General features: G+C 33.2%; 24 protein-coding genes, 1 pseudogene and 1 CRISPR repeat array. Of the genes and pseudogenes, 17 read left to right on the top strand and 8 right to left on the bottom strand.

Annotated elements, in window-relative coordinates:
* The first annotated feature begins 47 nt into the window (after window positions 1-47).
* Window positions 48-1,955: a CRISPR direct-repeat array (repeat unit 30 nt; unit sequence ATTTCAATTCCATAAAGGTATGATTAAAAC).
* A 216-nt stretch (window positions 1,956-2,171) separates the two neighbouring features.
* The 8 genes and pseudogenes from cas2 to cas6 all read right to left on the bottom strand — a co-directional run bounded on the left by cas2 (window position 2,172) and on the right by cas6 (window position 10,628).
* Window positions 2,172-2,435, bottom strand: a complete 264-nt coding sequence (gene cas2, locus HEQ28_RS09195; protein WP_434501938.1) for a CRISPR-associated endonuclease Cas2 — start codon at window positions 2,433-2,435, stop codon at window positions 2,172-2,174.
* A pseudogene (gene cas1b / locus HEQ28_RS09200) lies at window positions 2,435-3,438 on the bottom strand (type I-B CRISPR-associated endonuclease Cas1b). The gene cas2 and the pseudogene cas1b overlap by 1 nt, the downstream one beginning before the upstream one ends.
* Window positions 3,435-3,947, bottom strand: coding sequence for a CRISPR-associated protein Cas4 (gene cas4 / locus HEQ28_RS09205; RefSeq protein WP_434501939.1), 513 nt, complete (start codon window positions 3,945-3,947; stop codon window positions 3,435-3,437). Before cas4 ends, cas1b begins: the two are co-directional and overlap by 4 nt.
* Window positions 3,948-3,952: 5 nt before the next feature.
* Window positions 3,953-4,606 (bottom strand): hypothetical protein, encoded by a 654-nt coding sequence (locus HEQ28_RS09210; protein ID WP_434501940.1) that lies wholly within the window; start codon window positions 4,604-4,606, stop codon window positions 3,953-3,955.
* 1 nt (window position 4,607) lies between these two features.
* A complete protein-coding gene (locus tag HEQ28_RS09215; RefSeq protein WP_434501941.1) occupies window positions 4,608-5,591 on the bottom strand; it encodes a DevR family CRISPR-associated autoregulator in 984 nt (327 codons plus the stop codon).
* Window positions 5,592-5,612: 21 nt separating this feature from the next.
* Window positions 5,613-7,373: a hypothetical protein gene (locus HEQ28_RS09220; protein WP_434501942.1), complete on the bottom strand. Its 1,761-nt coding sequence runs from the start codon at window positions 7,371-7,373 to the stop codon at window positions 5,613-5,615.
* Entirely contained in the window at window positions 7,370-9,838 is a 2,469-nt protein-coding gene (gene cas3, locus HEQ28_RS09225) for a CRISPR-associated helicase Cas3' (RefSeq protein ID WP_434501943.1), read from the bottom strand. Before cas3 ends, HEQ28_RS09220 begins: the two co-directional genes overlap by 4 nt.
* 7 nt (window positions 9,839-9,845) lie before the next feature.
* A complete protein-coding gene (gene cas6 / locus HEQ28_RS09230; RefSeq protein WP_434501944.1) occupies window positions 9,846-10,628 on the bottom strand; it encodes a CRISPR-associated endoribonuclease Cas6 in 783 nt (260 codons plus the stop codon).
* Between the two features lie 431 nt (window positions 10,629-11,059).
* On the opposite strand from cas6, the gene HEQ28_RS09235 reads away from it, so the two are divergent.
* From HEQ28_RS09235 to HEQ28_RS09315, 17 genes are all read left to right on the top strand, one after another.
* A complete protein-coding gene (locus HEQ28_RS09235; protein ID WP_434501945.1) occupies window positions 11,060-11,512 on the top strand; it encodes a DUF6078 family protein in 453 nt (150 codons plus the stop codon).
* 231 nt (window positions 11,513-11,743) lie between these two features.
* Window positions 11,744-13,876: a VapE domain-containing protein gene (locus tag HEQ28_RS09240; protein ID WP_434501946.1), complete on the top strand. Its 2,133-nt coding sequence runs from the start codon at window positions 11,744-11,746 to the stop codon at window positions 13,874-13,876.
* Window positions 13,877-14,909: 1,033 nt separating this feature from the next.
* Window positions 14,910-15,134, top strand: a complete 225-nt coding sequence (locus HEQ28_RS09245) for a helix-turn-helix transcriptional regulator (RefSeq protein ID WP_434501947.1) — start codon at window positions 14,910-14,912, stop codon at window positions 15,132-15,134.
* Entirely contained in the window at window positions 15,131-16,690 is a 1,560-nt protein-coding gene (locus tag HEQ28_RS09250) for a DNA methyltransferase (protein WP_434501948.1), read from the top strand. Before HEQ28_RS09245 ends, HEQ28_RS09250 begins: the two co-directional genes overlap by 4 nt.
* 11 nt (window positions 16,691-16,701) lie before the next feature.
* Window positions 16,702-17,796, top strand: coding sequence for a hypothetical protein (locus tag HEQ28_RS09255; RefSeq protein ID WP_434501949.1), 1,095 nt, complete (start codon window positions 16,702-16,704; stop codon window positions 17,794-17,796).
* Between the two features lie 279 nt (window positions 17,797-18,075).
* Entirely contained in the window at window positions 18,076-18,255 is a 180-nt protein-coding gene (locus HEQ28_RS09260) for an AbiEi antitoxin N-terminal domain-containing protein (protein WP_434501950.1), read from the top strand.
* 123 nt (window positions 18,256-18,378) lie between these two features.
* On the top strand, window positions 18,379-19,071 hold the full coding sequence (locus tag HEQ28_RS09265) for a hypothetical protein (RefSeq protein ID WP_434501951.1): 693 nt from the start codon (window positions 18,379-18,381) through the stop codon (window positions 19,069-19,071).
* Window positions 19,072-19,395: 324 nt separating this feature from the next.
* Window positions 19,396-19,644, top strand: coding sequence for a hypothetical protein (locus HEQ28_RS09270; protein WP_434501952.1), 249 nt, complete (start codon window positions 19,396-19,398; stop codon window positions 19,642-19,644).
* A gap of 17 nt (window positions 19,645-19,661) precedes the next feature.
* Complete coding sequence (locus HEQ28_RS09275; RefSeq protein WP_434501953.1) at window positions 19,662-20,285, top strand: hypothetical protein; 624 nt, start codon at window positions 19,662-19,664, stop codon at window positions 20,283-20,285.
* Between the two features lie 480 nt (window positions 20,286-20,765).
* Complete coding sequence (locus HEQ28_RS09280) at window positions 20,766-20,945, top strand: AbiEi antitoxin N-terminal domain-containing protein (protein WP_434501954.1); 180 nt, start codon at window positions 20,766-20,768, stop codon at window positions 20,943-20,945.
* 122 nt (window positions 20,946-21,067) lie between these two features.
* Entirely contained in the window at window positions 21,068-21,763 is a 696-nt protein-coding gene (locus tag HEQ28_RS09285; protein WP_434501955.1) for a hypothetical protein, read from the top strand.
* A gap of 601 nt (window positions 21,764-22,364) precedes the next feature.
* Entirely contained in the window at window positions 22,365-22,826 is a 462-nt protein-coding gene (locus tag HEQ28_RS09290; RefSeq protein WP_434501956.1) for a hypothetical protein, read from the top strand.
* An 18-nt stretch (window positions 22,827-22,844) separates the two neighbouring features.
* Window positions 22,845-23,651, top strand: coding sequence for an energy transducer TonB (locus tag HEQ28_RS09295; RefSeq protein ID WP_434501957.1), 807 nt, complete (start codon window positions 22,845-22,847; stop codon window positions 23,649-23,651).
* A gap of 84 nt (window positions 23,652-23,735) precedes the next feature.
* The gene (locus HEQ28_RS09300) at window positions 23,736-24,212 is read left to right on the top strand and encodes a hypothetical protein (RefSeq protein WP_434501958.1); all 477 of its coding nucleotides are present in this window, start codon (window positions 23,736-23,738) and stop codon (window positions 24,210-24,212) included.
* Between the two features lie 8 nt (window positions 24,213-24,220).
* Complete coding sequence (locus HEQ28_RS09305) at window positions 24,221-24,748, top strand: hypothetical protein (RefSeq protein WP_434501959.1); 528 nt, start codon at window positions 24,221-24,223, stop codon at window positions 24,746-24,748.
* A 368-nt stretch (window positions 24,749-25,116) separates the two neighbouring features.
* On the top strand, window positions 25,117-25,575 hold the full coding sequence (locus HEQ28_RS09310) for an NTF2 fold immunity protein (protein ID WP_434501960.1): 459 nt from the start codon (window positions 25,117-25,119) through the stop codon (window positions 25,573-25,575).
* A gap of 12 nt (window positions 25,576-25,587) precedes the next feature.
* Entirely contained in the window at window positions 25,588-26,049 is a 462-nt protein-coding gene (locus HEQ28_RS09315) for a YbbC/YhhH family protein (RefSeq protein WP_434501961.1), read from the top strand.
* Window positions 26,050-26,084 lie beyond the last annotated feature (35 nt).

Below are 26,084 nucleotides of genomic sequence, written 5' to 3' on the forward strand. Positions count from 1 at the left end.
AGATTATAGAAACTTCAAACTTGAAGTCACAATATATGACTTCAAGTATTTAAATTCCATATAGGTACGATTAAAACTAGTCTCTGATTTATTTTCAGATTCTTTTTTTTCATTTCAATTCCATATAGGTACGATTAAAACTGCTAGATGCTCTATGCGATGATGGACGAGTACAATTTCAATTCCATATAGGTACGATTAAAACAGAAGGGTCATTTACCCATGTAGCTATTTGTTCATAATTTCAATTCCATATAGGTACGATTAAAACCAGTTGTCCGACAGATACCCCCGCTGCTTTCGCCAATTTCAATTCCATATAGGTACGATTAAAACGTCAGAGGTTGAAATTGGCAAAGGTAATGTTTCTATTTCAATTCCATATAGGTACGATTAAAACACAGTGGTGACCGAAACAGTGGTTACCGAAACAGATTTCAATTCCATAAAGGTATGATTAAAACAACTGACGACGTGCCGATTCTGACATTTTAACTTTATTTCAATTCCATAAAGGTATGATTAAAACCCCTGTTTTCGCTACAGGTACACCGATTAGTTGAAATTTCAATTCCATAAAGGTATGATTAAAACTCAGAAGAGGCAACACCTTCAGAGTTTCGTACTGAATTTCAATTCCATAAAGGTATGATTAAAACTCTGAGGCACTACGCCCAAAGGGGCTAGTATTAAAACATTTCAATTCCATAAAGGTATGATTAAAACCTATAACAAGTTTAGTATATCTATCCGAATTGTTATTTCAATTCCATAAAGGTATGATTAAAACAATCAACAGAAGAGTAATAATATAATAAAAAAAACTAATTTCAATTCCATAAAGGTATGATTAAAACCAATATAAGTAACAACGTTTAGCAGCAGTACGATATTTCAATTCCATAAAGGTATGATTAAAACCAATACGATTTCCGTACTTCTCTCGGACTTCTTTATTTCAATTCCATAAAGGTATGATTAAAACTTATAGACAGGAAGTATTAAAGGAGCCTACAGTTATTTCAATTCCATAAAGGTATGATTAAAACTCATGGAAATTATCCAGAAGCCTTACCTTGTAGTCGATTTCAATTCCATAAAGGTATGATTAAAACGCTTGAACGAACATGCAAGACTCCTGCAGAAACCATTTCAATTCCATAAAGGTATGATTAAAACGCACCAAAGGCTGATGCCGGTAAGGCAAGAACGTTATTTCAATTCCATAAAGGTATGATTAAAACTTTTGATTAAAAGACGCTGAATAAATAGTAACACCGAAATTTCAATTCCATAAAGGTATGATTAAAACTCGGAAAGTTTTTTATCCAAATCTATGTTAGCGTATTTCAATTCCATAAAGGTATGATTAAAACACAGGACAGCATTAAGGATGTAGGCGGATTTTTATTTCAATTCCATAAAGGTATGATTAAAACAGATATGTCGCTTTTCGCATGTAACATTATATGACGAATTTCAATTCCATAAAGGTATGATTAAAACTAAGTCTTTCTCTGTTATCAACAAAAACGGACTGCAATTTCAATTCCATAAAGGTATGATTAAAACATGATTCTGCTCTTGCTAGTGATATGTCTGTTAAATTTCAATTCCATAAAGGTATGATTAAAACTCAAAACTATAATTGAGACCAGTACCGCAAAGAGATTTCAATTCCATAAAGGTATGATTAAAACTCACCAATGCCGAACTTGTCGACGTAGTCAGAGATTTCAATTCCATAAAGGTATGATTAAAACTAGCATTTCCTTTGATTTAGCAATGCTTTTCGATATTTCAATTCCATAAAGGTATGATTAAAACAACCAGGAGACACGTATCATACTGCATATAGTAAATTTCAATTCCATAAAGGTATGATTAAAACAATCCTGTCCCTGATGTTGATTCTGCATTGTCTTATTTCAATTCCATAAAGGTATGATTAAAACCCTATAAGTTAAAATAGGGGAATCCTTATTATAAGGACTTTTTATAGTTTGCAAAGATACAAATAATCATTGATAATATGTCGATGTCTAATAACATATTTTTATATAGGAGATCGACATATGCTCTATTTATGGGGTGTTACAATATGTCAAAGAACGAAAAAGGAAAAAGCATAAACTTGGAAATTACCATTTTACAAGGCATCGACATTTTTCTTACAGGAAATTATCAAGTTTCATTCTTTCTTTTCCAACTATAATCTTATCCATATAATACCCCGTACGGTTGCTGAATATGATCATGCTATCTTCTGAAATATCCATTATTGATTTTGCAAATATACTCAATTCTTTTAATTTAACCTCAGATATCTCACCTTCAAAAACAGAATTTTGAATCCAGTTAAGATACTTACGGCATAATTTAAGCATCTTACCAACACGCTTCTCACCAATATCATACACTAATATTACATACATTACCAATACATTTTAAAAGGTTTATACTCTTCTAATCCAAGTAAATCTTTTAGAAGCTTATAGCATTCTAGCTTTATCAGATGCTTATAACTCACATTTCTACCCAAAGAACGATGCTTAAAAGTTTCTTCATATCGCTCTTCCATAGCTTTCACATAAATTTTCTTACCATTCTGATTTAGCAAACAACTATTAAGCTTATGATCAAAATGTTGTTCTTGTATAAGACGTTTATTCAACACTTTAAAAATCACTCGATCAACTATTATCGGTTTAAAAATCTCAGAAACATCTAAACATAATGAATAACGTCGCTCTCCTGGCGTATGAAGATAACTTATTGTAGGATTTAATTGAGTTTGATGTATAGCACGCAAAGTCTCAGAATAACACATCATATTACCAAATGATATAAGAGCATTGACTTCATTCTCAGGAGGTTGTTTCGTCCTAGAGCTCATATTAAAGTCATTAAGTATGATATCAAAAGCGGTATAATACTCTTGTCTTATCAAACCTTCTATACCCATTAATTCAGGAACTGTATCAGTGTTAGGTATTGCCTCTGCCAATGACTTCATTTTAGCAATTTGCTCGTCAAGCTCCTTTCCTCGTCTATTGTAATAGTTCAAGTTCATTAGCATATTCCATACAGCAGCATCAATAAACTTATGAGCAATTTCAACTCGTTTCCTCTTATTTTGATATGCAGCTGTTTGAGCTAACAGAACTTTTCCAGAAAGTAATGTATCACGTGGCATAAAACTACCCGTATAATTCTCATAATAGTCAAAGAAGTGCACTGCAATATCTTTCTGCCCAAGAAAATTATATAAAGAGCTACTAGCACGTAGACTACCAAAAACATAAAATTCGAGACATCTTCTACGGGTAAATATCTTGGCTGCATAGGATTTTCTTCCGAATCAAAAGGTGTAAACTTCAAAGTATTATCTTTCCTTTCGAGCATACCAGGATTAAATAAATAAAAAGTCTTTTTCATTCTTCAACTTCTTTAGTGAAACAAAATTCATAATAGCTACAACTCTTGCATATACCTTTCTTTTGTAAAGGAGGACAGTCTTCGCTAGATATAATTTTATCGATATCTACAATTATTTCCTTTATCCTATCCCGATCAACATCACTCAAAACAACAGGCTGTGTTTTTCTCAAGGTTGGATATTCAAGAATTCCTTTTACATCGGTCACCCCATGCTGTTCAAACACATACATATAATACTTAAGTTGCCATTCATGTGCCTGTTCTATTTTATTAGATTTTTTTATTTCATGAATAACTTTATTCTTAGTATCATAATAGTCCACCTTGATACCATCAATTTCAATTTCTTCATATTTGGAGGAACGCAGTGGATAGCTATCCTCATGAATAAGTTTTCCGTCATACACGAGATCAGAAGTTTGCTCAAAGTTTACATTGTTAGCGAATAGCCACAACTTTCGTTTGCAGACTTGAAAATAATTGAAAAGAGTACCAGTGATTTGCATAAGCGTTACATGACTCTAAAATATGTATATGATTTGGAAGAACGAATTTTTGATAATGGCATAATTAGCAACATTTTTTTACGTACTGTCTTAAGTTTGCTATAATTATTCACATTTTCAAATGATAAGGAATGATCGAAATCATCAAATTCTTGTATTATTCCTGTGGTATCTGTTTTTGAGTTAAAACTAACAACATTTGATTTTGATGGAATATCTTTGTATTCTATAAATTGGAAGAAACAGCCTCTTTTCCCAAAATAATTAATAGTATGAAGATACTTTTTTAAGAAAGCTACATCTTCAGAACTATCTACATCAAAAATCAATTCTAAATCACCGTCTAAATACATATATTCGCGAAAACTGACAGTTGATTTGAAAGGTTCTTTATCTCTTTGTTTCTGGATTTTAACAAAACAATTGTTAATACAAAAGTTTCCAGATATATGATACGAAATTTTAGCATCTCGAATAATATTGAATAAATCTGTATGATTTTCAAAATCTATTCCCCCAATAGAAATTGCCTGACTTAAAAAAGCCATCTTAATAGCATAAGGTGAGGGCAAAAACAACGACTTTGCTCCAGAACTAGTAGAATTACTATCTCTTAGAGAAAACAAAGCCGTCGGTTTATATATTGTTGAAAATATCATATTAACCTAATTTATATGGTTCTTCATAATACAATGAAGTTAGTATTTCTGAAAGTTGTCCTAATCCATCAAATTGATCAATTTCAATAGCATCTTTCTCTAGCTTATTCAGATTTTTTGCTATAGTCTGTATTTCATCTTTATAATCTGAATTTATTGCGCTTATTGTAGGTGCGGGGATCAATTTATGAGAGATTGATACTACTCCTTTAAAATCAGTAATATGTGGTTTTTGTGTACTTGTCATTGCACCTTTAGGATTGAGTATTGTACTTAGTAGACTCTGAACAACAGCTTTGTATCGTTTATCTCTTTCGAGATCAGAAATTGCATATTCTCTTGAAATATCATTTAATCCTATACGATAAACATCAATATTACAAATAAAGGCGTATGCTCCATGGTTCGCGGGACGATGAAAGATATTCTGTCCCTCATTACTTCCTGTAGCACCTCCTTTAGCACCTGCATCTGCAACAACTTTAGTATGTAAATATGTTTCTGTATTGTTTTTATCAGGAAGACCAACAGTCCATGCAAATTCTATAGTAGATTTCCGTGGAGTGTTTGTACTACTTCCATTCTCGCCAACCTTATCTGTCATCAACATACCATGAACATCACAGATGGCACAACTTTGGATAATCGCATCAACAACATCTTTTTGTGTTTGGTCCTTGCCCCCTGCAAGTTCTTTTAATTCTTTGGCAGAAATACGGTTTGGGTCCAATTTCTTTGAATAAGTACTCAAATTAATATTATTCTCAACACAATAATTGACCATGTGTCCCGCATGAATATGCTTAAACATGTCTCCACTTATTCCATTAACAGTATGCTCAATCCCGTATTTGTCTAAGATCGTTAATTGACGAGTCATAATTTGATTACCCTCACCACCTTCATTATTTAAAGAATGAAGATTCAATGTTATTTCTCCACTTATAGAAATAGATGCTACCGGTTTTTTACTTGAATTATCCATAATATATGTCTTTAATTATTATTATTCATCATTATTTTCGTTGTCACCCTCATTATCTTTTACGTCATTATTTTCCTTCGCAGTTAAGGCGAATCCATATGAAGCTAATAATGAGCCTATCAAGCGAGAAGAATACAGATCTAACACAGAATAAAATTTTATTAATTCATCTTCACGAACATTACTACGATAAGATTCTCCTTTCTTTTCATAATAACGTGCCGTTTCTGAATTATAGGTTGCAATAAATTCACCAATAAATTCAACCAAGTCTTCTTTTGACTTTGATTTCGTCTGCAAAGTTTGAGCAATGCCATAACGAACTTCGTATTTACGTTTGTCCTTAGGCGTATACTGCAGCGTTACTGTGCTTTTACGTATTGCTTTAGCAACAGCTTGGAAACCTTCATTATGAATGATTTCCATTAAATTTAAATTTTGTGTCATATTCTTATATAATTTATCTAACGTTTTTATAGAAAATGCTCGTACATATTTGTTTTTTGATTTCATACTTGTGAGATATGTAGCATACCAAAAGGAGAATTTAAAGAAGCTATTAATATCTGAGCCACTTATAAAATCACGATATAATTTTAATCCTTGAGTTACCCCACTAATGCTTTCTTTAATTGAATATATGATATTTTTTTGTTCTTCTAATATCTCTATCCAATTTGCATTTTCTTTTTGATTTCCTATTTCAATAAAATTTGGAACTTGAATAAAGTCAATATTAACAACGGCATTATTCCTGCCCAAATTCTTTTGGTATACAGAATGCAATCCTACAACAATATCATGTATACGCTTTCTTCCTCCAGAATATTCACTATGTTCCAAAATCTTTTGAGTTAAAGAAAGAATATATATTATATCAATTTGAATAGGTGTGTTTCCTTTCAAATATTTTTTAAAATCTGGCATTAATTTATATTTAAAGCCATAATTTACTTGTTTATATTCTGGGACAAATACTTTCAAATCATATTTACCGCCCACCTTTACAAATTGACAAAGCATATCAGACAAAGCACCAGATATTTTCATGGTTTCAGTAATCCATAAAGATTTAAAATTATCTCCTATAACATTATTTGCTTTTGGTGCTTTTGTTCCTTTCCCTTGATTTGGATTAAATAGTTGTATTGCAGTCGTACTTGTTTGAAAAGAAAGATGGTTTGGCTTTATCCTTCTTTCAAATGACTTTGAATCATAAACATCGGAGCTGTAATATGCCAATATTTCACGAATAAGCATCTGAAATATTTCACGATTATTATTGATATTCTTATATAGTTTCTCAAAGCTCGAAAAATTATTAGGTAATGATATTTGTGCATAAACGTCAAATTCCACATCAATTGGTTTATTAGTCTCATATATTGATACTATATCACTTATTTTTTGATTTCTTTCATCTGCTTTATCCTTACCTTTATACTCCGTTCTAATCTTTTGTATTGCATCATTCCTTTCTTTCTTCCATTCTTTATTTTTTGGATAATCGAAATACTGATTATTTGTAATTTGGGGTAAATCAGAATCAATTTTATTCTTTATATATTTAAATAGCTCAAAATAATTCAGACTATTTATCATGTCATCTGTTATTTCGATGCTTGTTGAAACTTCATAAAAGGAGTCCTTGTCAGTTATTATGATATCCAGATCTGATACTCCCAATGCCGTGAAGAGTCGATACAGAGTATTAGATAATCCGTAGGTCTCTAATAACTCTGAATATGTTCCGGATGTCTTTTTAATTCTAAATGTATTCATAGATTATAATATTTGTTTTTATTTTCTGTCGCCTTTTGATCACACAACCTTAGTATTCTTACAATCATGAGATACAAAAGCCATTCTTTTTCTTTTCCAAGTTCAGGTATTATATCATCTAAAATTCCTTTTTTACTCTTAAGAATAAGATTACCTTCGATGTTATTTTCAGTCATCAATCTCTTTATATCTTCTAAATATTTCTCAGATATAGAAAACGAAGCAAATGATTCTGTTTTAACACCATGATGTTTTAGGATAGCACAGGCTACACATCTTGCAATTTTTTCTCCATATTCTTCATTAAGAATATTGTACACTTGTAATGCCCCAATACCGGCATGAGGAGGTTTTTGTTTTATTTTAAATATCTTAGCAAACTCTTTATCTGTTGTTTCATTGTAATCAGTATGAGCTAATGTATCGAAATATTGTTCATCATTCATCTTGTTACGTTGAAATTCGAGCATTGGCTTCTGCCATGATTCATTTAACTTTCCATAATCATGAAAGCACATTGCCAATACTATTATTCTATTCCAATCTACATTACTCCCCCAATATTTATTTAGCTGTTCGAATACAAACTCTAACTTCGGCTTAAAATCAAGTTCAAAACAATTTATAAGAGCTTTACTATGTTGATAGAAAGTATCTTTATTATATATTATATTTTTATCTTTTTTTTCTTGCGTTTCCTTTTTTGGTGAAACAATATCATCTTCATTATTAGCTACAATAAATCCTGCTTTATTATAATTAAAATATTTGTTATTTACGAAGACTATATCATAATGATTTTTTAATTCAGATGGATCTAACCTACGAAGAATATAGCTATTCTTATCCAACCATTCATCATCAAACTGACTATCCATAGAGTTTTCAGCTTTAGCAATAATCCAATCATTTTGATCAATTCCTTTTTGTAATCTATTTACCCAACCTATAAAACTCCATTTGTATACGCCTATTGTTTCATATTTCAAAGGTAGTATTTTTTCATTTTGATAATTATCAATATCTAATAAAACAATTTCTATACTCTGTATATCCCTGATAGCCTCTTTGTAATGCTTTTTGTCACAATCAGTCCATGACTTATGAATTATTAATTTATTGAAAATATTATCTGAAATTATCTGAGCCTTTTCCTGTTCTTCATTATGTAAAATCTGATTAACTAAGTTTGATGAGATTTTCTCATCTAAGTGATTATTCTGTTTTAGAAGATCAAAAGATTTTTGACATAAATTCTTATCATAAGGTAGATATTTGTTGTTAAGTCTTTTTATTTCTCTCTCATCATCTTCAGAAGCGTCTTTTATAGCTATTTTGTCTTTCTCTTCAATACTTAAAACGTCATAAACATAAATATCTCCATACTCTTTTGCCCAGCGAGCACATCTGCCTGCTCTTTGTAGAAAAGAATTGATAGGCGATATTTCGGTGAACATTACATCACAAGAAATGTCCATTCCCGCTTCAATAACCTGAGTTGCTACAAGAATAACATCTTTACAAAGACTATCCTTGCCAAAGTATTTTTTAATAACTTGCTCTATTTTTTTTCTGTCAGAATCAAAATATCTTGAATGAATACAGAAAACCTTTGTCGATTTATTTTTCTTTATCTCCAATTCCAAGAATAAACGTTGAGCAATTTCCACACGATTACATATTACAATTGTTTTATTCTTGTGTTTATTAATAATGTCATTAGAATTAAGAACTGTGTCAAATATATGAATAGCTTTCTTAATGCTTTTATTCTCAGGTGGAATTAGTGATTTTATTTTGGAGATATCTTGTGGGAAATCCTCCATTGATACAATCTCAAAATCCGGAAGTTTTTCCTTCAAAAAACAAATAAAATCGTTTGTTAACGTAGCTGTCATGATACAAACCCTACATAGATTTTTCAATATATTCAACATTCCGATTGTTGTTGACATAGATAATTTAGAATCCAATAGATGAAATTCGTCAAAAATTAAATAACTACCTATTAATGAACCTGCATTTATATTCGCTTGATTATTTGAAATAGCCAAAGGAAAGCACAGAAAATTACTCAAAGTTTGATCTATTGTTGAGAAAACGATGTCTTTTTCGAAAAACGGATCATCACAATATTCACCCGTCTGGATAGAAATTAAGTCCGACAATAATGGGTATCTAAACTTTACGTCATCATTTGATAACAAACATTTAACATCATTATATATCGAATTTGTTAACGTTCTTAATGGAAGGCTATAAACTAGTTTCTGAGGAAAATTTTCTATACCTGTTTGTTTTGCATATAAAAAAGGTATAATGGAAGCCCATGTCTTACCTGCGCCTGTCGGAACAGAGAGTATAATATTTTTGCCAGATAACAATAAATCTGCAACTTTTGATTGGTAACTATATGGAGAAAATCCCAATAGGTCAATATACATTTTATCAAAATTGTCCTTCATGAAATCCTTATTTATTAATTACCTCTACGCATCCGAACCCTACCGAAGTTTGCACTCCGATTCCACTCGAATAGATTATCTTCATAATCTCTACAGGTGCCTTGACCTTGAAGCGACACTGGAATCCACGGATTTTAGTTTGCGCAGTGGTTCCCGCCTTAATCATAATTAAGGCAGACTTTGGTTCTGACAGGGTCTCTAGTTTACAATCTTCAAGTGGATATTCTAAAGATTTACCATAAAAAGCCTTATACTTATCAAACAAACCGTTGAATATTAAATAAGGAGCTCTTACATCCTTTGGGGATAAATAATCAATATACCCATCCTCAGTTCTGAGTTTTATACACATTGGTGATTGCGTTTCAAATTCCATCTCTTCAGAATATACCGGCTCTGGCATAGCCTCAACACATGTAATGTGAAACTGGACAACAGATTTTTTATCACCAATCTCAAAAGTTTGATGAAGGAATAATCCTTCTATGAATTTCTGTGTACTCCGCTCGGGCAGAAAAGAAACATACCATTCTACAGTTTCCCCAAAATATCTTATACGCCCCATATCTTTTAATATCTTATATTCGCCAACGATTCTAGAAAATGTGAATAATTTAAATTTCTTTTTAAAATCTAAATTGAAACCATTTTCATGAAGCCATGTTGAATATTCTTTATCTGCATTAGACAATATTCTATATATTGCAGAAGATGCCTCATACTGATAACTCAGGGGCAATGTGTCTCCGTATTTTTCTCGGTTAATCTTTAGGGTTAACTTAAATCTCATCGAATTTATTTTTGTTTGATTACAAATTTAGTAATTACTTAAACATATTGTACTATGATTAACATATTTAACATTTAAGACATATACATATATCATAAAATATTTTCTCTAAACAAAGTTACTACATATTTAGATTTAAACTTATAAGACAATAGAACCTACTTATTCATATTTTTTTGTTGTTATAAAAATTTGCCGCTACCAGAAAAAGTTTTTTCAATGTCACTAATGTCACTTTGTCACAAACCCTTTGTTTATAAGGGCTAAGCTAGTGACATTAAGTGACATTATCGGGGTAAAAGTGACATTAAATGCCAAATTACACCTACTTTTGGCGTTTTTTAGGCAATTATGACATTTGCATAATACGTGCATTTTTTGTACCTTTGAAGGTCATTAGAACTTTATGACACAATTTCTAAAACAAGATAATGAAAGACCAAAACGAAAAGACGTTATTTAACTATGCAGATGCTCCCAAAAGCTGGTACAACTGCTTCAATTCTGCTTGTCCAAAGGCTGGTGAGTGTATGCATTTCATGACTGGAAAAAATGTTCCTGCTGATGTGACTCTGGGCAATGCTATTTATCCTAATGCATGTAAAAACGGAGAATGCAGATTCTTCAAACAAATAAGGATGATGAGGGGTGCTTATGGCTTTAACACCATGCTTAATGATTTAAAACGAAAAGACGAGGAACTTCTAAGAGGTATGATAACTGATTATCTAGGCAGTAACACCACTTACTATAAATTTAATAGAGGCGAGAAACTGCTTACCCCTGAACAGCAGGAATGGATTCTAAATTTATTCCATAAAAATGGGTATACTGGAGAGAAGGAGTTTGAAGGCTATAGATATATTTACGACTTCAGCGAATAAGGTATCATAAAAATTACCCAGAGGCTTGGGTAATTTGATTACCTCAATGCCTGGGTAATACGATTACCCAACGTGGGTAACAGGATTACCTAACGTGAGAAACTTGATTACCCAACGTGGGTAATTGAATTGCCCAACGTAGGAAAGGGTATTACTCAACGCATGTAAACACATTACCACTACTCATACTCCAATAATAGAGTATCAGCAAAATAAACAAAACAAAGAAAAATGAAAGTATCAGTTGTAAGAACAGACAAGCAAAACAAAACTTATCTACAGACTATCACCATTGAAAAACTTATTGAACGTATTTGTAATGACAAATCAAACGGCACGATTGCTGATTTGCGCCATTTTATTCCTATCATGTCAGAAGGTATGACTTTCCATAATATGCATCTTTTGCCAAGAGTGTACCCGTCTGTAGTTATGCAGAAGGATACTGGCGGCGACATATCTGCCGTAGAATATAACGGTATTATACTACTTACGATATACAACCTGAAAAGACAGGAAAACATTGATGCCGTGAAAATGGCTGCCGCACAGTTGCCTACCACTCTGGCTGCATTTGCGGGAGCGAGCGGAAGAAGCGTGAAACTCTTGGTTAAGACATCGCTAGCCAACGGCTGTATGCCAGAAAACGAGCAGGAAGCTACAAAACTTTATCGTGCAACTTATCCATGTGCCGTAAAGATATACGAAGCAGCAGTAGGCGAACACGTAAAAATAGTGAACCCATCTATAAAAAATGGATTCAGACTTACCGCGGATGACAATCCATATCTAAACCTTAACGCAACAGCATTGCTGATTGATCCGGATAACTTTAAACCTTATCTTGGTTTTAAGGAAGGCAAGGATGCGATAAGCGGAATCGTAAATGTTGAGAAACAGGAGAATATCGACATGAAGCTATACGATGAGATGGAATTCATGTATCATAGGGCTGTTGACATTGTTGCTGCTAATCAGATAGACCATGATGAACAGCGATTTGATCATGAAGCTTTCAGTTCACGTGTGGCTTGGCAGCTATGCAAAATGGGTATGCCAGAAGAAGAGGCTGTGCTGCACATGCGAGCACATAGCAATACAAGGGAAGCCGTTAACCATTGTCGTACAATAATATCTTCTGTATATGCAGAATTCAGTCTTTCAAAAGATAACAAAATAGATGATAATGATTATCCTACGAGCATTCGCAATGAGCAGATGCAGATTATCAATTTTCTTGAACGCAGATATGTATTCAGGTATAATGAGGTAATGAAATATACTGAATACCGCCCAAACAACACATGGGTTTTGGATTATAAGCCAGTTGATCAGAGGGTGCAGAACCGCATGGCTATTGAGGCAAGACTTGAGGGCATGAACGCATGGGACAAGGATATAACAAGGTATGTGGAATCAGACTACGTGAAGAACTATAATCCTATTGAGGACTTTCTTTGGAAATGCCGTGGAAAATGGGACGGACATGATCGCATACGTGAGTTGGCACGCACAGTACCGACTAACAACGCTAATTGGGAGAACTGGTTTTACACTTGGTTCCTGGCTGTCGTAAATCAATGGCTGGGCATTGGCAACAGCCGTTACGGCAACAGTGTAGCTCCACTGCTCATATCAGGACAGGGCTATAACAAAAGTACATTTTGCAGGCGTCTTCTTCCCCTGGAACTGCAATGGGGATATAATGACAATCTGGTGTTGGCAGAGAAGAAGCAGGTGTTGCAGGCGATGAGTGAGTTTCTGATTATTAATCTTGACGAGTTCAACCAAATATCTCCGCAGGTGCAACAGGGATTCCTGAAGAACCTGATACAGTTGCCAAACGTGAAAATCAAACGTCCGTATGGCAAACATGTTGAGCAGCATGCCCGACGGGCTTCATTCATTGGTACTTCGAACATGAGAGATGTTCTGACAGATCCATCGGGATGCCGCAGATTTATCGGTGTAGAAATTACCAGTCCTATAGATGTGAGCAAGGAAATTAACTATGTGCAGTTGTATGCTCAGGCTCTGAGCGCACTTGAACGCAAGGAACCGTGTTATTTTGATGAGGAGCAGACGGCATTGATCATGAAGAGCAACCAACAGTTTCAGGCTAAGAGCGCTGTGGAACAATACTTTTATGAATACTTCAGCATTGGAACAAAGAATGATTCTAATGCTAGTTTCATGACTACTGCCGCTATCCTTTCGTATCTGAAAAAGCAGTTGGGTTCTGATATAAAGCTAAACAATTTGAGAAGTTTGGGGCGTGTATTGACAAATATGGATGGTCTTGAACGAAAAAGAACCAATACGGGTACTGCATATTTGGTGAAAATTCGCCAAAAACAGGTGTGATTTGGCATTTAATGTCACTTTTAGCCCGATAATGTCACTCAATGTCACTCGCTCAACCCCGATAAATAAAGGGTTTGTGACAAAGTGACATTAGTGGCATTAAAAAAACTTTTTCTGGTAGCGCATTGTCTCTCGCAGATAGCGCAGATTCACCCAGATTAAATTCATAAGTTGAACAGCATAGTTTCACGCAGATTTTTGCTAAAGTTTTTTGTTATAATATTGTGTTTATATGGAACACTGTATTTAAGCACGTAAAGCATTGATAATTAGTATGTACAAAATTGACATACAATTCAAAAGATACAAAACAGTGCAGGTCTATGTTTACGGATTTTATAAAGCGGTTAGGTGGTCCGAAATATTAATACGAGCCAAAAACTTTAAAGATTTTTATGTGTGTCTATTACGATTTTGTCATCTTGAGCGCACAAAACTACATACAAATGGTATCTTAATTTCTACCTTTCGTTGCTTGAAAAAGCATACCGAACCTAGTTGCATCAACACCGCTTTGATACAATCAAAACTACAAGCGTTCTTTTAACAAAAGGGGAAAGAATGGATGGACTGTTAAAATGGTTCTGCCTCCGACTGACTATGACCTCAGTGAATGTGCGGCCATTGTACAATGCACTATCTGTATTTTGCACTTTGATAGCGATAGTACAAAGTGCAGAAAAAGCAAAGTGCAAATGGGTGTCCGAAAAATGTACTCCTTTTGTCACTAATCAAAAGGCGATTCAAATCATCATCCTTTCATTATCATGATGGGAGTTGATTTCAAATCACACCGTCTGAATCTTACGCAATTCCCTGCGAATTGAATTTATGGCACTATTTCAGACATTTAGGGATGAGTGGTACAAGAAAGGTACAAATCATTCAGTTTAAATCGAATTTGATGAGAATAGATCACTTTTTGACTATACAAATTACAATAATCGACATGTAATCAACGATTGATTGATAAAATCTTGCTCACATAACAAATTATGTGTATATTTGTACATGTTTAAGAATAAATAGTAATATGCAGGTAGAACATCAGCAAGTTAGGAACAGGCTACGAGTAGTTCTAGCAGATAAGGAGATAACAAACCATTGGCTTGCCAAGCAAATGGGAGTAACAGACATGACAGTGTCTCGTTGGTCAACCAATAAGATTCAACCATCAATATCTCAGTTCGTATCTATTGCTAAAATACTAAACGTGCGCTTAGAAGACTTAATTGAAGACCCTAATTCACGACAATGACAAAAAAAAATACAACAGCGCCTCGATATTTTATGCACAAATACTGGGGGAAAAAACCTGCATCAGGCATAAGTCCATTAGTGGATAAATACACAAAGCCAGGAGATACGGTCATTGACCCATTTTCTGGTTACGGAGTATTTTGCTGTGAAGCTTTTTTGAAAAATCGCAATGTAATTGTAAACGATTTAAATCCAATAGCCAATTTCATTGCTAAAAATCTTTTTTCAAAGGATGTTAACATAACAAAAATAAAAAAAGAATGGAGCAAAATAAAAAAAGAATTGCTCCCTTATGTAAGTCAATGGTACAATATAACCATTGAAGACAAGGTCTATGCTCCAATCTCTATATTAAGGACAAAGGAAGGACAACCCATTCAATTTACCTATAAGGATGGGAAAAAGACTTCCATTAAAGATATTCCAGAAGATAATGCAGCCAGTTTCTGTCAATTCGAAAATGAATATGTTATAGAAGAATGGTATCCTACAGACGCAATTATTGAGAATTCCCGTATTTCTGCTCATCCGAATATGCGAGTTGCGAATCTATTTACCAAACGAACATTGGCATGTCATGCCAAATTATACTCTTTGATCAATAAATTTTCATCAGGATCAGAAAGGGATTTATTATTGATTGCTTTTACTGCAAACTTGGCGAACTGCTCTAAGCTAGTTCCGCCTATTAAAAGTAGAGGAACATTGTCACAAGGTGCTTGGATGACAGGATTTTATGTTGGCGAGACTTATATCGAGAACAATGTTGCTCACTATTATGAGAATCGTCTTAATAAAGCAATTAAGGGTAAAGAAGATTATCTTCAAGCAATCGTAGGAGATTTCTTGACAGGGGGAATATCTTCAACATATAGCATCACGAATGACGATGCTAAACATCTTCAGATTCCCGATAACTCTGTAGATTATGTATTTACAGACCCACCTTATGGAGATAGTGTTCCATATTTTGAACAAAGTGTTATATGGAATGCGTGGTTAGGTCTAAGTCCGAACTATAATGACGAAATTGTTATTTCTGACAGTAACCAAAGGGGAAAAGATATTCATTCTTTTGAGAATGATATCAATGCAGCCTTTTCTGAAATAAGAAGAATATTAAAAGATGAAAAGTATTTTTCTCTAACATTTCATTCGCTATCAGGATTGGAATGGAAAGCCGTTAGCAATGCGTGTGTATTTAACAACTTTAATGTTGAAGATTATACGTGGTTAGAGCAAAAAACTTATCCTCCAAGGCAGCTTAATCGTGTTAAATCCATTAAAGGTGATGTTCTTGTTACGTTTCGTAAGAATCCAGCACCTGTTCATCTGTATATTTGTGACGATCAACAATTTACAAATATTGTCAGTGATTTTATAAACGAAACTATACAGAACGGCACTACAGATACCAATGGTATAATGATGGCTATAATGGAATGGATTCTACGCAGAATGATTGTTATTGGTAATGTTGATGTATTCAAAATTTTAAATAATGACTTTCTACTTGAGGATGATGGGCAATGGACCATCAAACAAGTAAAATAATTTTTTTAGATATGACAAACTATGAGAAGTGGGACCAAGAGTTCCGTGCACAGAATCTTTACACTTTTAATAATAATGAGAATGCATTGTTATACTTGAAAGTAAGGGCCGTATGTCGTGGCAAACAGATAAAGCAATTTACAGAAAAGAATGGCATTGTTCTCAACTCTACAAAAATCAACGAACAGTTTGCCGAGTTGTTTTCTGTTATGGAAAAGATACCTAATGGTATGCTTATGCTTGATACTTATCTGCGTGATAAGAACAACGAATGGTATCACACAATGGGGGTTGACGAGGATAAGTTGAAGAGTGGGTTACGTCAGATTAATAATTATGAGTGGGGTGGAGATCAAGAAAACTCGCTTGATCAATATCTTGTTAGAAGATATATCAAGGTAATAAGTGATTATGATGAACTCAAGAGTAAGGCAGATGCCATAGCTACAAATGCATGGAAATTTGTCCAAACTAGTTGGTACAATAATTGGACTTCATATCTTATTGAGTCAATCTTCAAGAAGCATAGGCGCGTTCTTTCTGCTGTCGGTGAAATAAAGAGCGTTGACTTCTTTATAGACAACACCCCTGTAGATTTAAAAGTTACTTACTTTCCTGTAAAATACATGCAGGGAAGATTAAAGGAAGTATTAGGTAATAAAGAGATTACATGGCTTAAGCGTAAGGCCAAATCGCTAGGCATTGAACTAGACAAGAATCTTTCAGATCCTGAACAGTATAAGTTTCTTAAAGAGGAACTTGAGAACCATGGTCATGCTAATGTTATTGCTAGTCTTACTGCAATAAGGAAGCAAATTGTTGACGATGCTCGAAAAAATCCTGAAAGTTTGATGAAATGGCTTTATGAAAATCAAAGTCCTCGTTTGTTTGGTGCAGAGAACCGCCTGTTTGTTGTCGTAATTGACTCAACGGACATGGAACAATCATGGAAAATGAAGCGAGCATTTACGCTAATTGAGCCTAAAGTAAAAGACTATCTTGATGCGTTCAACGCCCAGTCATTAAAGCAGATAGATTTTATGTTCAACAAAAAGACATATAAGAGTCTTGCGGATATAATTTTTGTTGTAAAAGAATCGAAATAAGTAGCTATAGAGAATCCTTTTATATTTGAAAAAATTAAGGCTAAAATAAGGACGTACTGACTTTGCATATATATATCTTTTCGGATTCAAATCCAAAAATATCGCAATATATTTGGATTTGAATCCAAATAGTTACAAAAAACTACAGAAATGAAGTGTAAATGCAAGCATGCTGAATAAACTATCATGGAAACTTTGTCCTTTAAACTAGCATAAGGCGATAAATTAGTTGGAGGATGTTTATTTTATAGCTATATTTGCAAACTTATCTATTGCAAAATGGCAACTAAAATAAACAAAATAATAAAACTGTCTCTTCCATCAGGTGTGATGAACACATCATGGTTAGAGAGTCTCGGACTTAGTCGTACTGAGCAGGTAAAGTATGTTAAGTCTGGTTTGCTCACTCGCATAAGTACTGGAATATACAGATTAAGTAATGGAACACCTACACTTTAATGGTGCTGGTGCTCGTTATTACTATAATAAAGGTGCAAGAACCGAATTATGGAAAAACGATAGATGATAAAAAATAGTGTCCAACAAATTCTTTGATTGTTTTTGCGTATTAATAAATTAAAAATGAAGAAACACAATATATTATATGTGATTATCTCTATGATATTTACATTTGTTTCTTGTACCCATGTCAAAAACAAAGACTTGGAAGTAAAGATTCTTTCTCTGACGGAATCTGAAAGTGTCTATTTTATACAGAAAGCAGACACAATAGAATATAAATGTTATATTGTTACAGAAAATGACGATAAAATAAATATAACAGTACCATATAGTGCTAATGATTTTATTGATGATTTAAAGAGAAAAAGCAAGGGCCTTTCAGCTTTTCCAATAGCTCAAAGACAGAGGGGGTATAGAGAAACTTTGCAAGAAATGAAAACATGTTTAAAAGTTATATCAAGCAAGTATTCAGAAGAAAAGACTATCAATATACATTGTAATCTGTCTGATTTTAGTGATATTGCCATCATCGTCTCGCAACGCCTTCCAGAACAGAAGTGTAAGAATAAATCTCAAATAGAAGAGTATATAAACCATACTACATTAGCAGCAGATTTGACCGCAATATTGGGAATGTATAATATGAGCTTACAATCCATATCATTAGATTCAGAAGCAAAAAGTATTTATATGAACAAGGAATTATTTTTATCAAATCACACTACATCTATTAAGGATATACCTCAAAAAATTCTTGCTGTTCCAATCAAAATAAATATCGTAGATAATCAAAGTTGTATTGTCTCCCGTTGAGAGCGCAGATCTCGCAGAGGAATGCAGCAAGGCTGCATTATTTCACTGGAGATTATACATAAGCTATTATGCGCATATTGCTTAGTCTAGTCAAGTTGAAAATTGGGGTTATATGCCCCCACAGAAATTTAGTCTTCAGAATCCCATCAAAAAGTAATTTCTCCCAACCTTGTTTAATTTAACAAAAAAACAGTTTTGAATAAGACAGTGATTTCGTACACATTTTACTTCAAATATACAAACAAGGCTTTTTTCTCAAATTCTCTTGTATTTTCCATTTCAGAAGTTTATCTTTGCAAGACAAATGATGTAAGATTTAGAATCATGAAACACTTACAGATATTTTTAAAAAAACTAACAGGAAAATATGTTGTTCCAAAAGGAACAAATTTTGTATGTGATATCTATATTAATAATATTAGCTATAGAAATGCATACCCAATAAATTTAAATGTATTTGGAGGTTGGAATTATAGTGCACCTGGGGGACATGGGGCGCTTACAGGACCGTCTATGATTGGTTTCATCACTGGTGCATGGGGAAGATATAAGCATGATTTCAGAATAAAATAACAAGCTAATAAGTTTCTATGAAAAAGATATTGTATATTTGTATTGGCCTCGTATTGATTATAGGATGCGCCAATGGACAGAACAAAAAGGATCTCAAAGAACTTCGTGACAGTTTAGACAATGTGTTCTTTATGGGTTATGTGCGTAACGATACAATAATGCTTAAAAGAGCATTGGAACTTTCGAACTATTTACTTAGTGTTGATACTTCGAATATCGGTAAGAGGCAATGTTATCTTTATCGTTCCAGAATTTTCTTTTCATTGGGACGCATGGATGAGACTATGGCTAACGGTGAACATGCAGTTTTGACCCTTCAAGAAAACAATCCGTCACGGCTTATCTTTCTGTCTGAAAAATACTTAAGGGAAAATAATAAAGACTCAGCTACTTATTACATTGAAAAGACAATTGCTGTTTGTGACAGTTCATTGAATGATGAGTACAACGAGAATATGGCTATTAATAAGATTAAAGCAATTTACCTGCGTGATGGAGAGAAGAATGCAAAGATTTATTTATCAAAACTATTAAGGATACATCCAAGCCCATTGCTAAAATCATTAGATGAAGACTGGAATGAATGGGTTCGCATGAATAATGAGGAATTAAAACTTATGAATATTAAAATCTTGAGATAGAAATGTTATGTTGGAAAGCTAACATGTCCTTTATGTCTCTAATCACGACTTCGGAGTGATTTAATCCCCCCTTCGGAGGCAAGAGTCTTTGTGGGACAAATGGTAATTTGTGGTACAAAGACACACCTTGCCAATATCAAGAAAGAGGTTGATATGTTGTCTCCCACAGATAGCGCAAATTCACGCATATTAAACTCATAAGTTAAACTGCATCGTTTCACGCAGATATCTGCTAAAGTTTTTTGTTATAATATTGTGTTTATATATAAAAACTTGGGGCTAAATAAGAATGTACTGACTTTGCATATATATTTGGATTTGAATCCAAATAGTTACAAAAAACGACAGGAATGAAGAGTAAATGCAGGAATGCTGAATAAACTATCATGGGAACTTGGTCCTTTGAACTAGCATAAGACAATAAAATTAGTTGGAGGGTGTTTATTTTATAGTTATATTTGCAAACTTATCTATTGCAAAATGGCAACTAAAATAAACAAAATAATAAAACTGTCTCTTCCATCAGGTGTGATGAACACATCATGGTTAGAGAGTCTCGGACTTAGTCGTACTGAGCAGGTAAAGTATGTGAAGTCTGGCTTGTTCACTCGCATAAGTACTGGAATATACAGATTAAGTAATGGAACACCTACACTTTAATGGTGCTGGTGCTCGTTATTACTATAATAAAGGTGCAAGAACCAAATTATGGAAAAACGATAGATGATAAAAAATAGTGTCCAACAAATTCTTTGATTTTTTTGCGTATTAATAAATTAAAAATGAAGAAACACAATATATTATATGTGATTATCTCTATGATATTTACATTTGTTTCTTGTACCCATGTCAAAAACAAAGACTTGGAAGTAAAGATTCTTTCTCTGACGGAATCTGAAAGTGTCTATTTTATACAGAAAGCAGACACAATAGAATATAAATGTTATATTGTTACAGGAAATGACGACAAAATAAGTATAACAGTACCATATAGTGCTAATGATTTTATTGATGATTTAAAGAGAAAAAGCAAGGGCCTTTCAGCTTTTCCAATAGCTCAAAGACAGAGGGGGCATAGAGAAACTTTGCAAGAAATGAAAACATGTTTAAAAGTTATATCAAGCAAGTATTCAGAAGAAAAAACTATCAATATACATTGTAATCTGTCTGATTTTAGTGATATTGCCATCATCGTCTCGCAACGCCTTCCAGAACAGAAGTGTAAGAATAAATCTCAAATAGAAGAGTATATAAACCATACTACATTAGCAGCAGATTTGACCGCAATATTGGGAATGTATAATATGAGCTTACAATCCATATCATTAGATTCAGAAGCAAAAAGTATTTATATGAACAAGGAATTATTTTTATCAAATCACACTACATCTATTAAGGATATACCTCAAAAAATTCTTGCTGTTCCAATCAAAATAAATATCGTAGATAATCAAAGTTGTGTTGTCTCCCGCAGATAGCGCAGATCACGCAGAGAGAATGTAGCAGGGCTGCATTATTTCGGAGATGTTTCATATTGGTAGTTATTGTGGTTCGTCTGCGTAAATCAGCGAGATCTGCGAGAGATTTATTGGGGTTTCATCGTACAACAGATTGAGTACGCTTGCGTGTTATTCTCTCGCAGATAGCGCAGAGGTCGCAGAGGAATGCAGCAAGCTGCATTATTTCGCAGATATTTCATCTTAGTAGTTATTGTGGTTCGCCTACATAATCAGCGGGAGATATTGGTAAGAATATCATTACTTAATTTGTGCTATTATAAAATGGTGGATAAAAATACAAACATAATATTTGGAAACTTAAATATTTTTATATATCTTTGTCCTTAACTAAATAGACATTAGGTAGAGCACAATAGCAGATAAATCTATACGATGAAAGGAAATACATATAACAATCATCAAGTATAAGATTTACACACGATAAGGAAAAATAACCGTAATATCTACTACTATGCCATGTGACATTTATAACCTTACAAGATTAAAACAATGTTACTCCCCAAATAGAATTAAATTCTACATGTAGTGACACTGTTTAAAAAATCAAAGAAAATGGCTTATGAAGAAAAAGTATATTATCTTATTATTCATGCTTATTGCATACCATCAAGCATTTGCTAAACAATTTGTTATAAAAGACGTTCATGTTCCTGACAGCATTAGAATAAAGGAATATTGTTCATACGATATGGATGAGCCCATATCAAAAGATGACATATTACCAACTTACAATTTACTGTATCCCACTAAATATAGTTATGGAAATGGCATATATGAATATTATCGTTTTGGAAGTCCTCATAGGCCATGTAAAATATTTATTTGTTATAATTCAAAAACTTATTTCTTCACTCATGAGGGCTTTGCAGAGCCTTGTGATTTTATTCGTGAATACTCTGAATGCATTGCCAAATTAAAGATAAACGATTCTGACGCGATACATTATCTTAATGCTATTTGGGAATTTCTTAGAGAAGAAATAAAAAAAACTTACGGCTATGTTAGAGAAAATAAAGACTGAGAACAAATAATCATTACTATGAAAAAGTATATCATCATATTATTCATGCTTATTGCATACAATCAAGCATTTGCACAAGAGCAATTTGCAACGCAAGAAGTTAGCATCCCCGACAGTATCAAAATACAGGAGCTTCGTTCTTTTAGTTCTGATATGAACGTATCAAAAGAAGATAGTTGCCGGACATATAACATACTTCATCCTGAAAAAACGACATTCGAAAATGGTATCTATCGTTACGTTCTTTCTGGAAAAAACGCACCGTCAAGGTTATTATTATGCTATAAATCCAGAACCTATCTATTCAAGAATGTAGGAGTGAAAAATTCCAATGATGTCATTTCTGAATATTCAGATTTTATTGATAAATTTAAGCTAAGTGAAAAAGATGCCGTAAGGTATTTGAAGGCTATTTGGATGTACCTTAAAACCGAAAGGTATATGGAGAAAGATACTTGTAACATTGAGAGACGTTGGGAAAAAGTGAATATGGAGAAAGACTCAACTGTGTATAATCTTGTAGACCAAAAACCTCAATTTCCAGAAGGCAAAAAAGCATTGTATTCGTATTTTGATAATGCTATTAAAAGCTCTAAGTCACTTGCTAGAATACGCCATAAAGTTGAATTTTATGTAGCATTTATTATTGAATACGATGGCACAATTTCTTATGTGAAAGTATTAAGTTCTTTTAATAATAAATACAATCATGAAATTATTAAAATAGTGTCTCATATGCCAAAATGGGAACCCGGGAAAGAAGATGGCAAAGCAATACGTTTTTTATATGATTTAGATTATCCATACCCATATCAATCATGGTAGTTCGATTAATCATTCTCATTATTACAAACCTGATAAATCTCTTAAAATAATTCGGTCAACCGAAATATTAATAAAAAAATCATTATGAAAAAGTACATCATCTTATGGTTAATGCTTGTATTATATGGTCAAGCATTTGCACAAAGGAGTTCTGCAATAAAAGATGTCCACGTTCCCGACAAAGTACGTATAGAGGAATTTCGTTCTTTCGGGATAGAATATGATATGCCAATAAAAAAAGGAGACTATTGTCTAACTTATAATTTACTATATTCTGATAAATATAGTTATGGAAACGGCATATATATATATTATATCCACGGAGCTTTTCATGTTCCATATAGAATATTTATTTGTTATAATTCAAAAACTTATTTCTTCAAAGAAGCAGGTTTCTTCGCACCCTGCGATGTGATTCGTGAATATTCAGAATGTATTAATAAACTAAATATAAAAGACTCTGATGCTATCAAGTATCTTGGAGCATTATGGGGGTATCTGAGGCAAGAAATCAAAACAGACTATGGTTGGTATAAAAAAGAAGACCCTGACAACAAATAAACATTACTATGAAAAAGTATATCATCTTTATTATTAATTATGTAGCAGTACTGTTTTTTATCTTGTCTCTGAATAGTTGCAGGACTAGCGAGGTGTTTGACCTGGGCACTTTAGATTGTCCCCCTTTTTCTGTTATGGGTTATAAAGTTAAGAGTCGTGATATCAGAATGGGATTTTTTGTTACCTTTTACTTTGACAGAAAAGGGCGACTGCTCAATTATCAATATAACAATATATTCTTTTCTGATGGAAAGGATGAAATAAAGTTAGGAAACAGTTTCAATCCTTCGGGGAATTACCAATATCCAGACAGCGTAATGAAATATATCAATATGGCGGAACCGTATATCCCACTCATGCAGATGGTGCGTAGAGGGTGTAAAGCTAAGTTACACAAAGTGAATAAGTGGGAAACCCCGATAACGTTTACAACACGAGTTTCTTATCAGTCATTCGGTGAAGAGTTATACAAATGCCAGGACTATTGGAAAAAAGACAAGCGAAAGAAACATACTCAAATAAGACATTCTGAATAGTATGAGGAAAAATCTGCGGGAGATATTGGGGGTTCTTTGTACATTGATTGAGTACGCTTGCGTGAATATTCTCTCACAGATAACGCAGAGGTCGCAGAGAGAATGCAGCAAGCTGCATTATTTCGCAGAGATTATTGCTTGAGGTAAATGTGTGTTTTGTGGTTCGTCTGCGTAAATCAGCGAGATCAGCGAGAGACATTGGGGTTCTTTGTGCATAGATTGAGTATGCTTGCGTGAATATTCTCTCGCAGATAACGTAGAGGTCGCAGAGGAATGCAGCATTTCCATACTTGCAAATACTCACAAATAATAAATTAGAAGTAAAACATATTAAGAAAGGAGCAAGGATTAAATGAAAAAATAGCGATATGAAAAAAATAATAACAACTATAATAATATTTTTAGTAGGAATAATACTAGGAATATTTATCAAGTCAGAATATGACTCAGTGGAAAGTAAAAAGGTCGTAGTTAAACAAGATTATATCTTTAAAGGAAATGTGAAAGTAGACAAGGATATGATAGATGCACGAAAATCGGTAGATGATAGTATCAATTATGAATCAGGAACAGACCCTTTTAACGTATACCGTAATCAGAACGGACTCATTCCCAATGCTAAGGCAGCAGTAGATGTTGCAAAGATAATATTTAATTATTGCGAAAATGGAGCATTTAACAATGAAAAGCCTTTTAATGTAGAATTAGTAAATAACAGAGTATGGTACATATCTGGTTCTCTTCCAAAAGGTGCTGTGGGTGGTGTTGTCGAAATATCAATACAGAAATCTGATGGTAAGGTATTAGCAATATTTCATGGTAAATAAAAAAATAGCGATATGAAAAAAATAATAACAACTATAATAATATTTTTAGTAGGAATAATACTAGGAATATTTATCAAGTCAGAATATGACTCAGTGGAAAGTAAAAAGATCGTAGCTAAACAAGATTTTATCTTTAAAGGGAATGTGAAAGAAGACGAAGATACGATCGATATACTAAAACCGGTAGATGATAGTATCAATTATAAATATGGACTAGCCCCTTTTAAGGTAGACCGTCATGAGAACGGAATCATTCCTAATGCTAAGACTGCAGTAGATTTTGCAAAGATAATACTTAATTATACCTATGGAGAAGAAGCAATTAACGATGAAAAGCCTTTTGATGTAGAATTAATAAATAACAGAGTATGGTACATATCTGGTTCGCTTCCAGAAGATGCTGTGGGTGGCGTTGCTGAGATATTTATACAGAAATCAGATGGTAAAGTATTAGGTATGTATCATGGCAAATAAAAAGTAACACGCAAGGCATCAGACAGTCATGAGAA

It is taken from the genome of Prevotella sp. (genome assembly GCF_051059605.1).
Taxonomy (GTDB): Bacteria; Bacteroidota; Bacteroidia; order Bacteroidales; family Bacteroidaceae; genus Prevotella.

Bases quoted from the DNA above. Each gene is read 5' to 3' on its own strand.
- cas2 (WP_434501938.1), bottom strand. From the start codon at position 2,435: ATGTATGTAATATTAGTGTATGATATTGGTGAGAAGCGTGTTGGTAAG.
- cas4 (WP_434501939.1), bottom strand. From the start codon at position 3,947: ATGCAAATCACTGGTACTCTTTTCAATTATTTTCAAGTCTGCAAACGA.
- HEQ28_RS09210 (WP_434501940.1), bottom strand. From the start codon at position 4,606: ATGATATTTTCAACAATATATAAACCGACGGCTTTGTTTTCTCTAAGA.
- HEQ28_RS09215 (WP_434501941.1), bottom strand. From the start codon at position 5,591: ATGGATAATTCAAGTAAAAAACCGGTAGCATCTATTTCTATAAGTGGA.
- HEQ28_RS09220 (WP_434501942.1), bottom strand. From the start codon at position 7,373: ATGAATACATTTAGAATTAAAAAGACATCCGGAACATATTCAGAGTTA.
- cas3 (WP_434501943.1), bottom strand. From the start codon at position 9,838: ATGAAGGACAATTTTGATAAAATGTATATTGACCTATTGGGATTTTCT.
- cas6 (WP_434501944.1), bottom strand. From the start codon at position 10,628: ATGAGATTTAAGTTAACCCTAAAGATTAACCGAGAAAAATACGGAGAC.
- HEQ28_RS09235 (WP_434501945.1), top strand. From the start codon at position 11,060: ATGAAAGACCAAAACGAAAAGACGTTATTTAACTATGCAGATGCTCCC.
- HEQ28_RS09240 (WP_434501946.1), top strand. From the start codon at position 11,744: ATGAAAGTATCAGTTGTAAGAACAGACAAGCAAAACAAAACTTATCTA.
- HEQ28_RS09245 (WP_434501947.1), top strand. From the start codon at position 14,910: ATGCAGGTAGAACATCAGCAAGTTAGGAACAGGCTACGAGTAGTTCTA.
- HEQ28_RS09250 (WP_434501948.1), top strand. From the start codon at position 15,131: ATGACAAAAAAAAATACAACAGCGCCTCGATATTTTATGCACAAATAC.
- HEQ28_RS09255 (WP_434501949.1), top strand. From the start codon at position 16,702: ATGACAAACTATGAGAAGTGGGACCAAGAGTTCCGTGCACAGAATCTT.
- HEQ28_RS09260 (WP_434501950.1), top strand. From the start codon at position 18,076: ATGGCAACTAAAATAAACAAAATAATAAAACTGTCTCTTCCATCAGGT.
- HEQ28_RS09265 (WP_434501951.1), top strand. From the start codon at position 18,379: ATGAAGAAACACAATATATTATATGTGATTATCTCTATGATATTTACA.
- HEQ28_RS09270 (WP_434501952.1), top strand. From the start codon at position 19,396: ATGAAACACTTACAGATATTTTTAAAAAAACTAACAGGAAAATATGTT.
- HEQ28_RS09275 (WP_434501953.1), top strand. From the start codon at position 19,662: ATGAAAAAGATATTGTATATTTGTATTGGCCTCGTATTGATTATAGGA.
- HEQ28_RS09280 (WP_434501954.1), top strand. From the start codon at position 20,766: ATGGCAACTAAAATAAACAAAATAATAAAACTGTCTCTTCCATCAGGT.
- HEQ28_RS09285 (WP_434501955.1), top strand. From the start codon at position 21,068: ATGAAGAAACACAATATATTATATGTGATTATCTCTATGATATTTACA.
- HEQ28_RS09290 (WP_434501956.1), top strand. From the start codon at position 22,365: ATGAAGAAAAAGTATATTATCTTATTATTCATGCTTATTGCATACCAT.
- HEQ28_RS09295 (WP_434501957.1), top strand. From the start codon at position 22,845: ATGAAAAAGTATATCATCATATTATTCATGCTTATTGCATACAATCAA.
- HEQ28_RS09300 (WP_434501958.1), top strand. From the start codon at position 23,736: ATGAAAAAGTACATCATCTTATGGTTAATGCTTGTATTATATGGTCAA.
- HEQ28_RS09305 (WP_434501959.1), top strand. From the start codon at position 24,221: ATGAAAAAGTATATCATCTTTATTATTAATTATGTAGCAGTACTGTTT.
- HEQ28_RS09310 (WP_434501960.1), top strand. From the start codon at position 25,117: ATGAAAAAAATAATAACAACTATAATAATATTTTTAGTAGGAATAATA.
- HEQ28_RS09315 (WP_434501961.1), top strand. From the start codon at position 25,588: ATGAAAAAAATAATAACAACTATAATAATATTTTTAGTAGGAATAATA.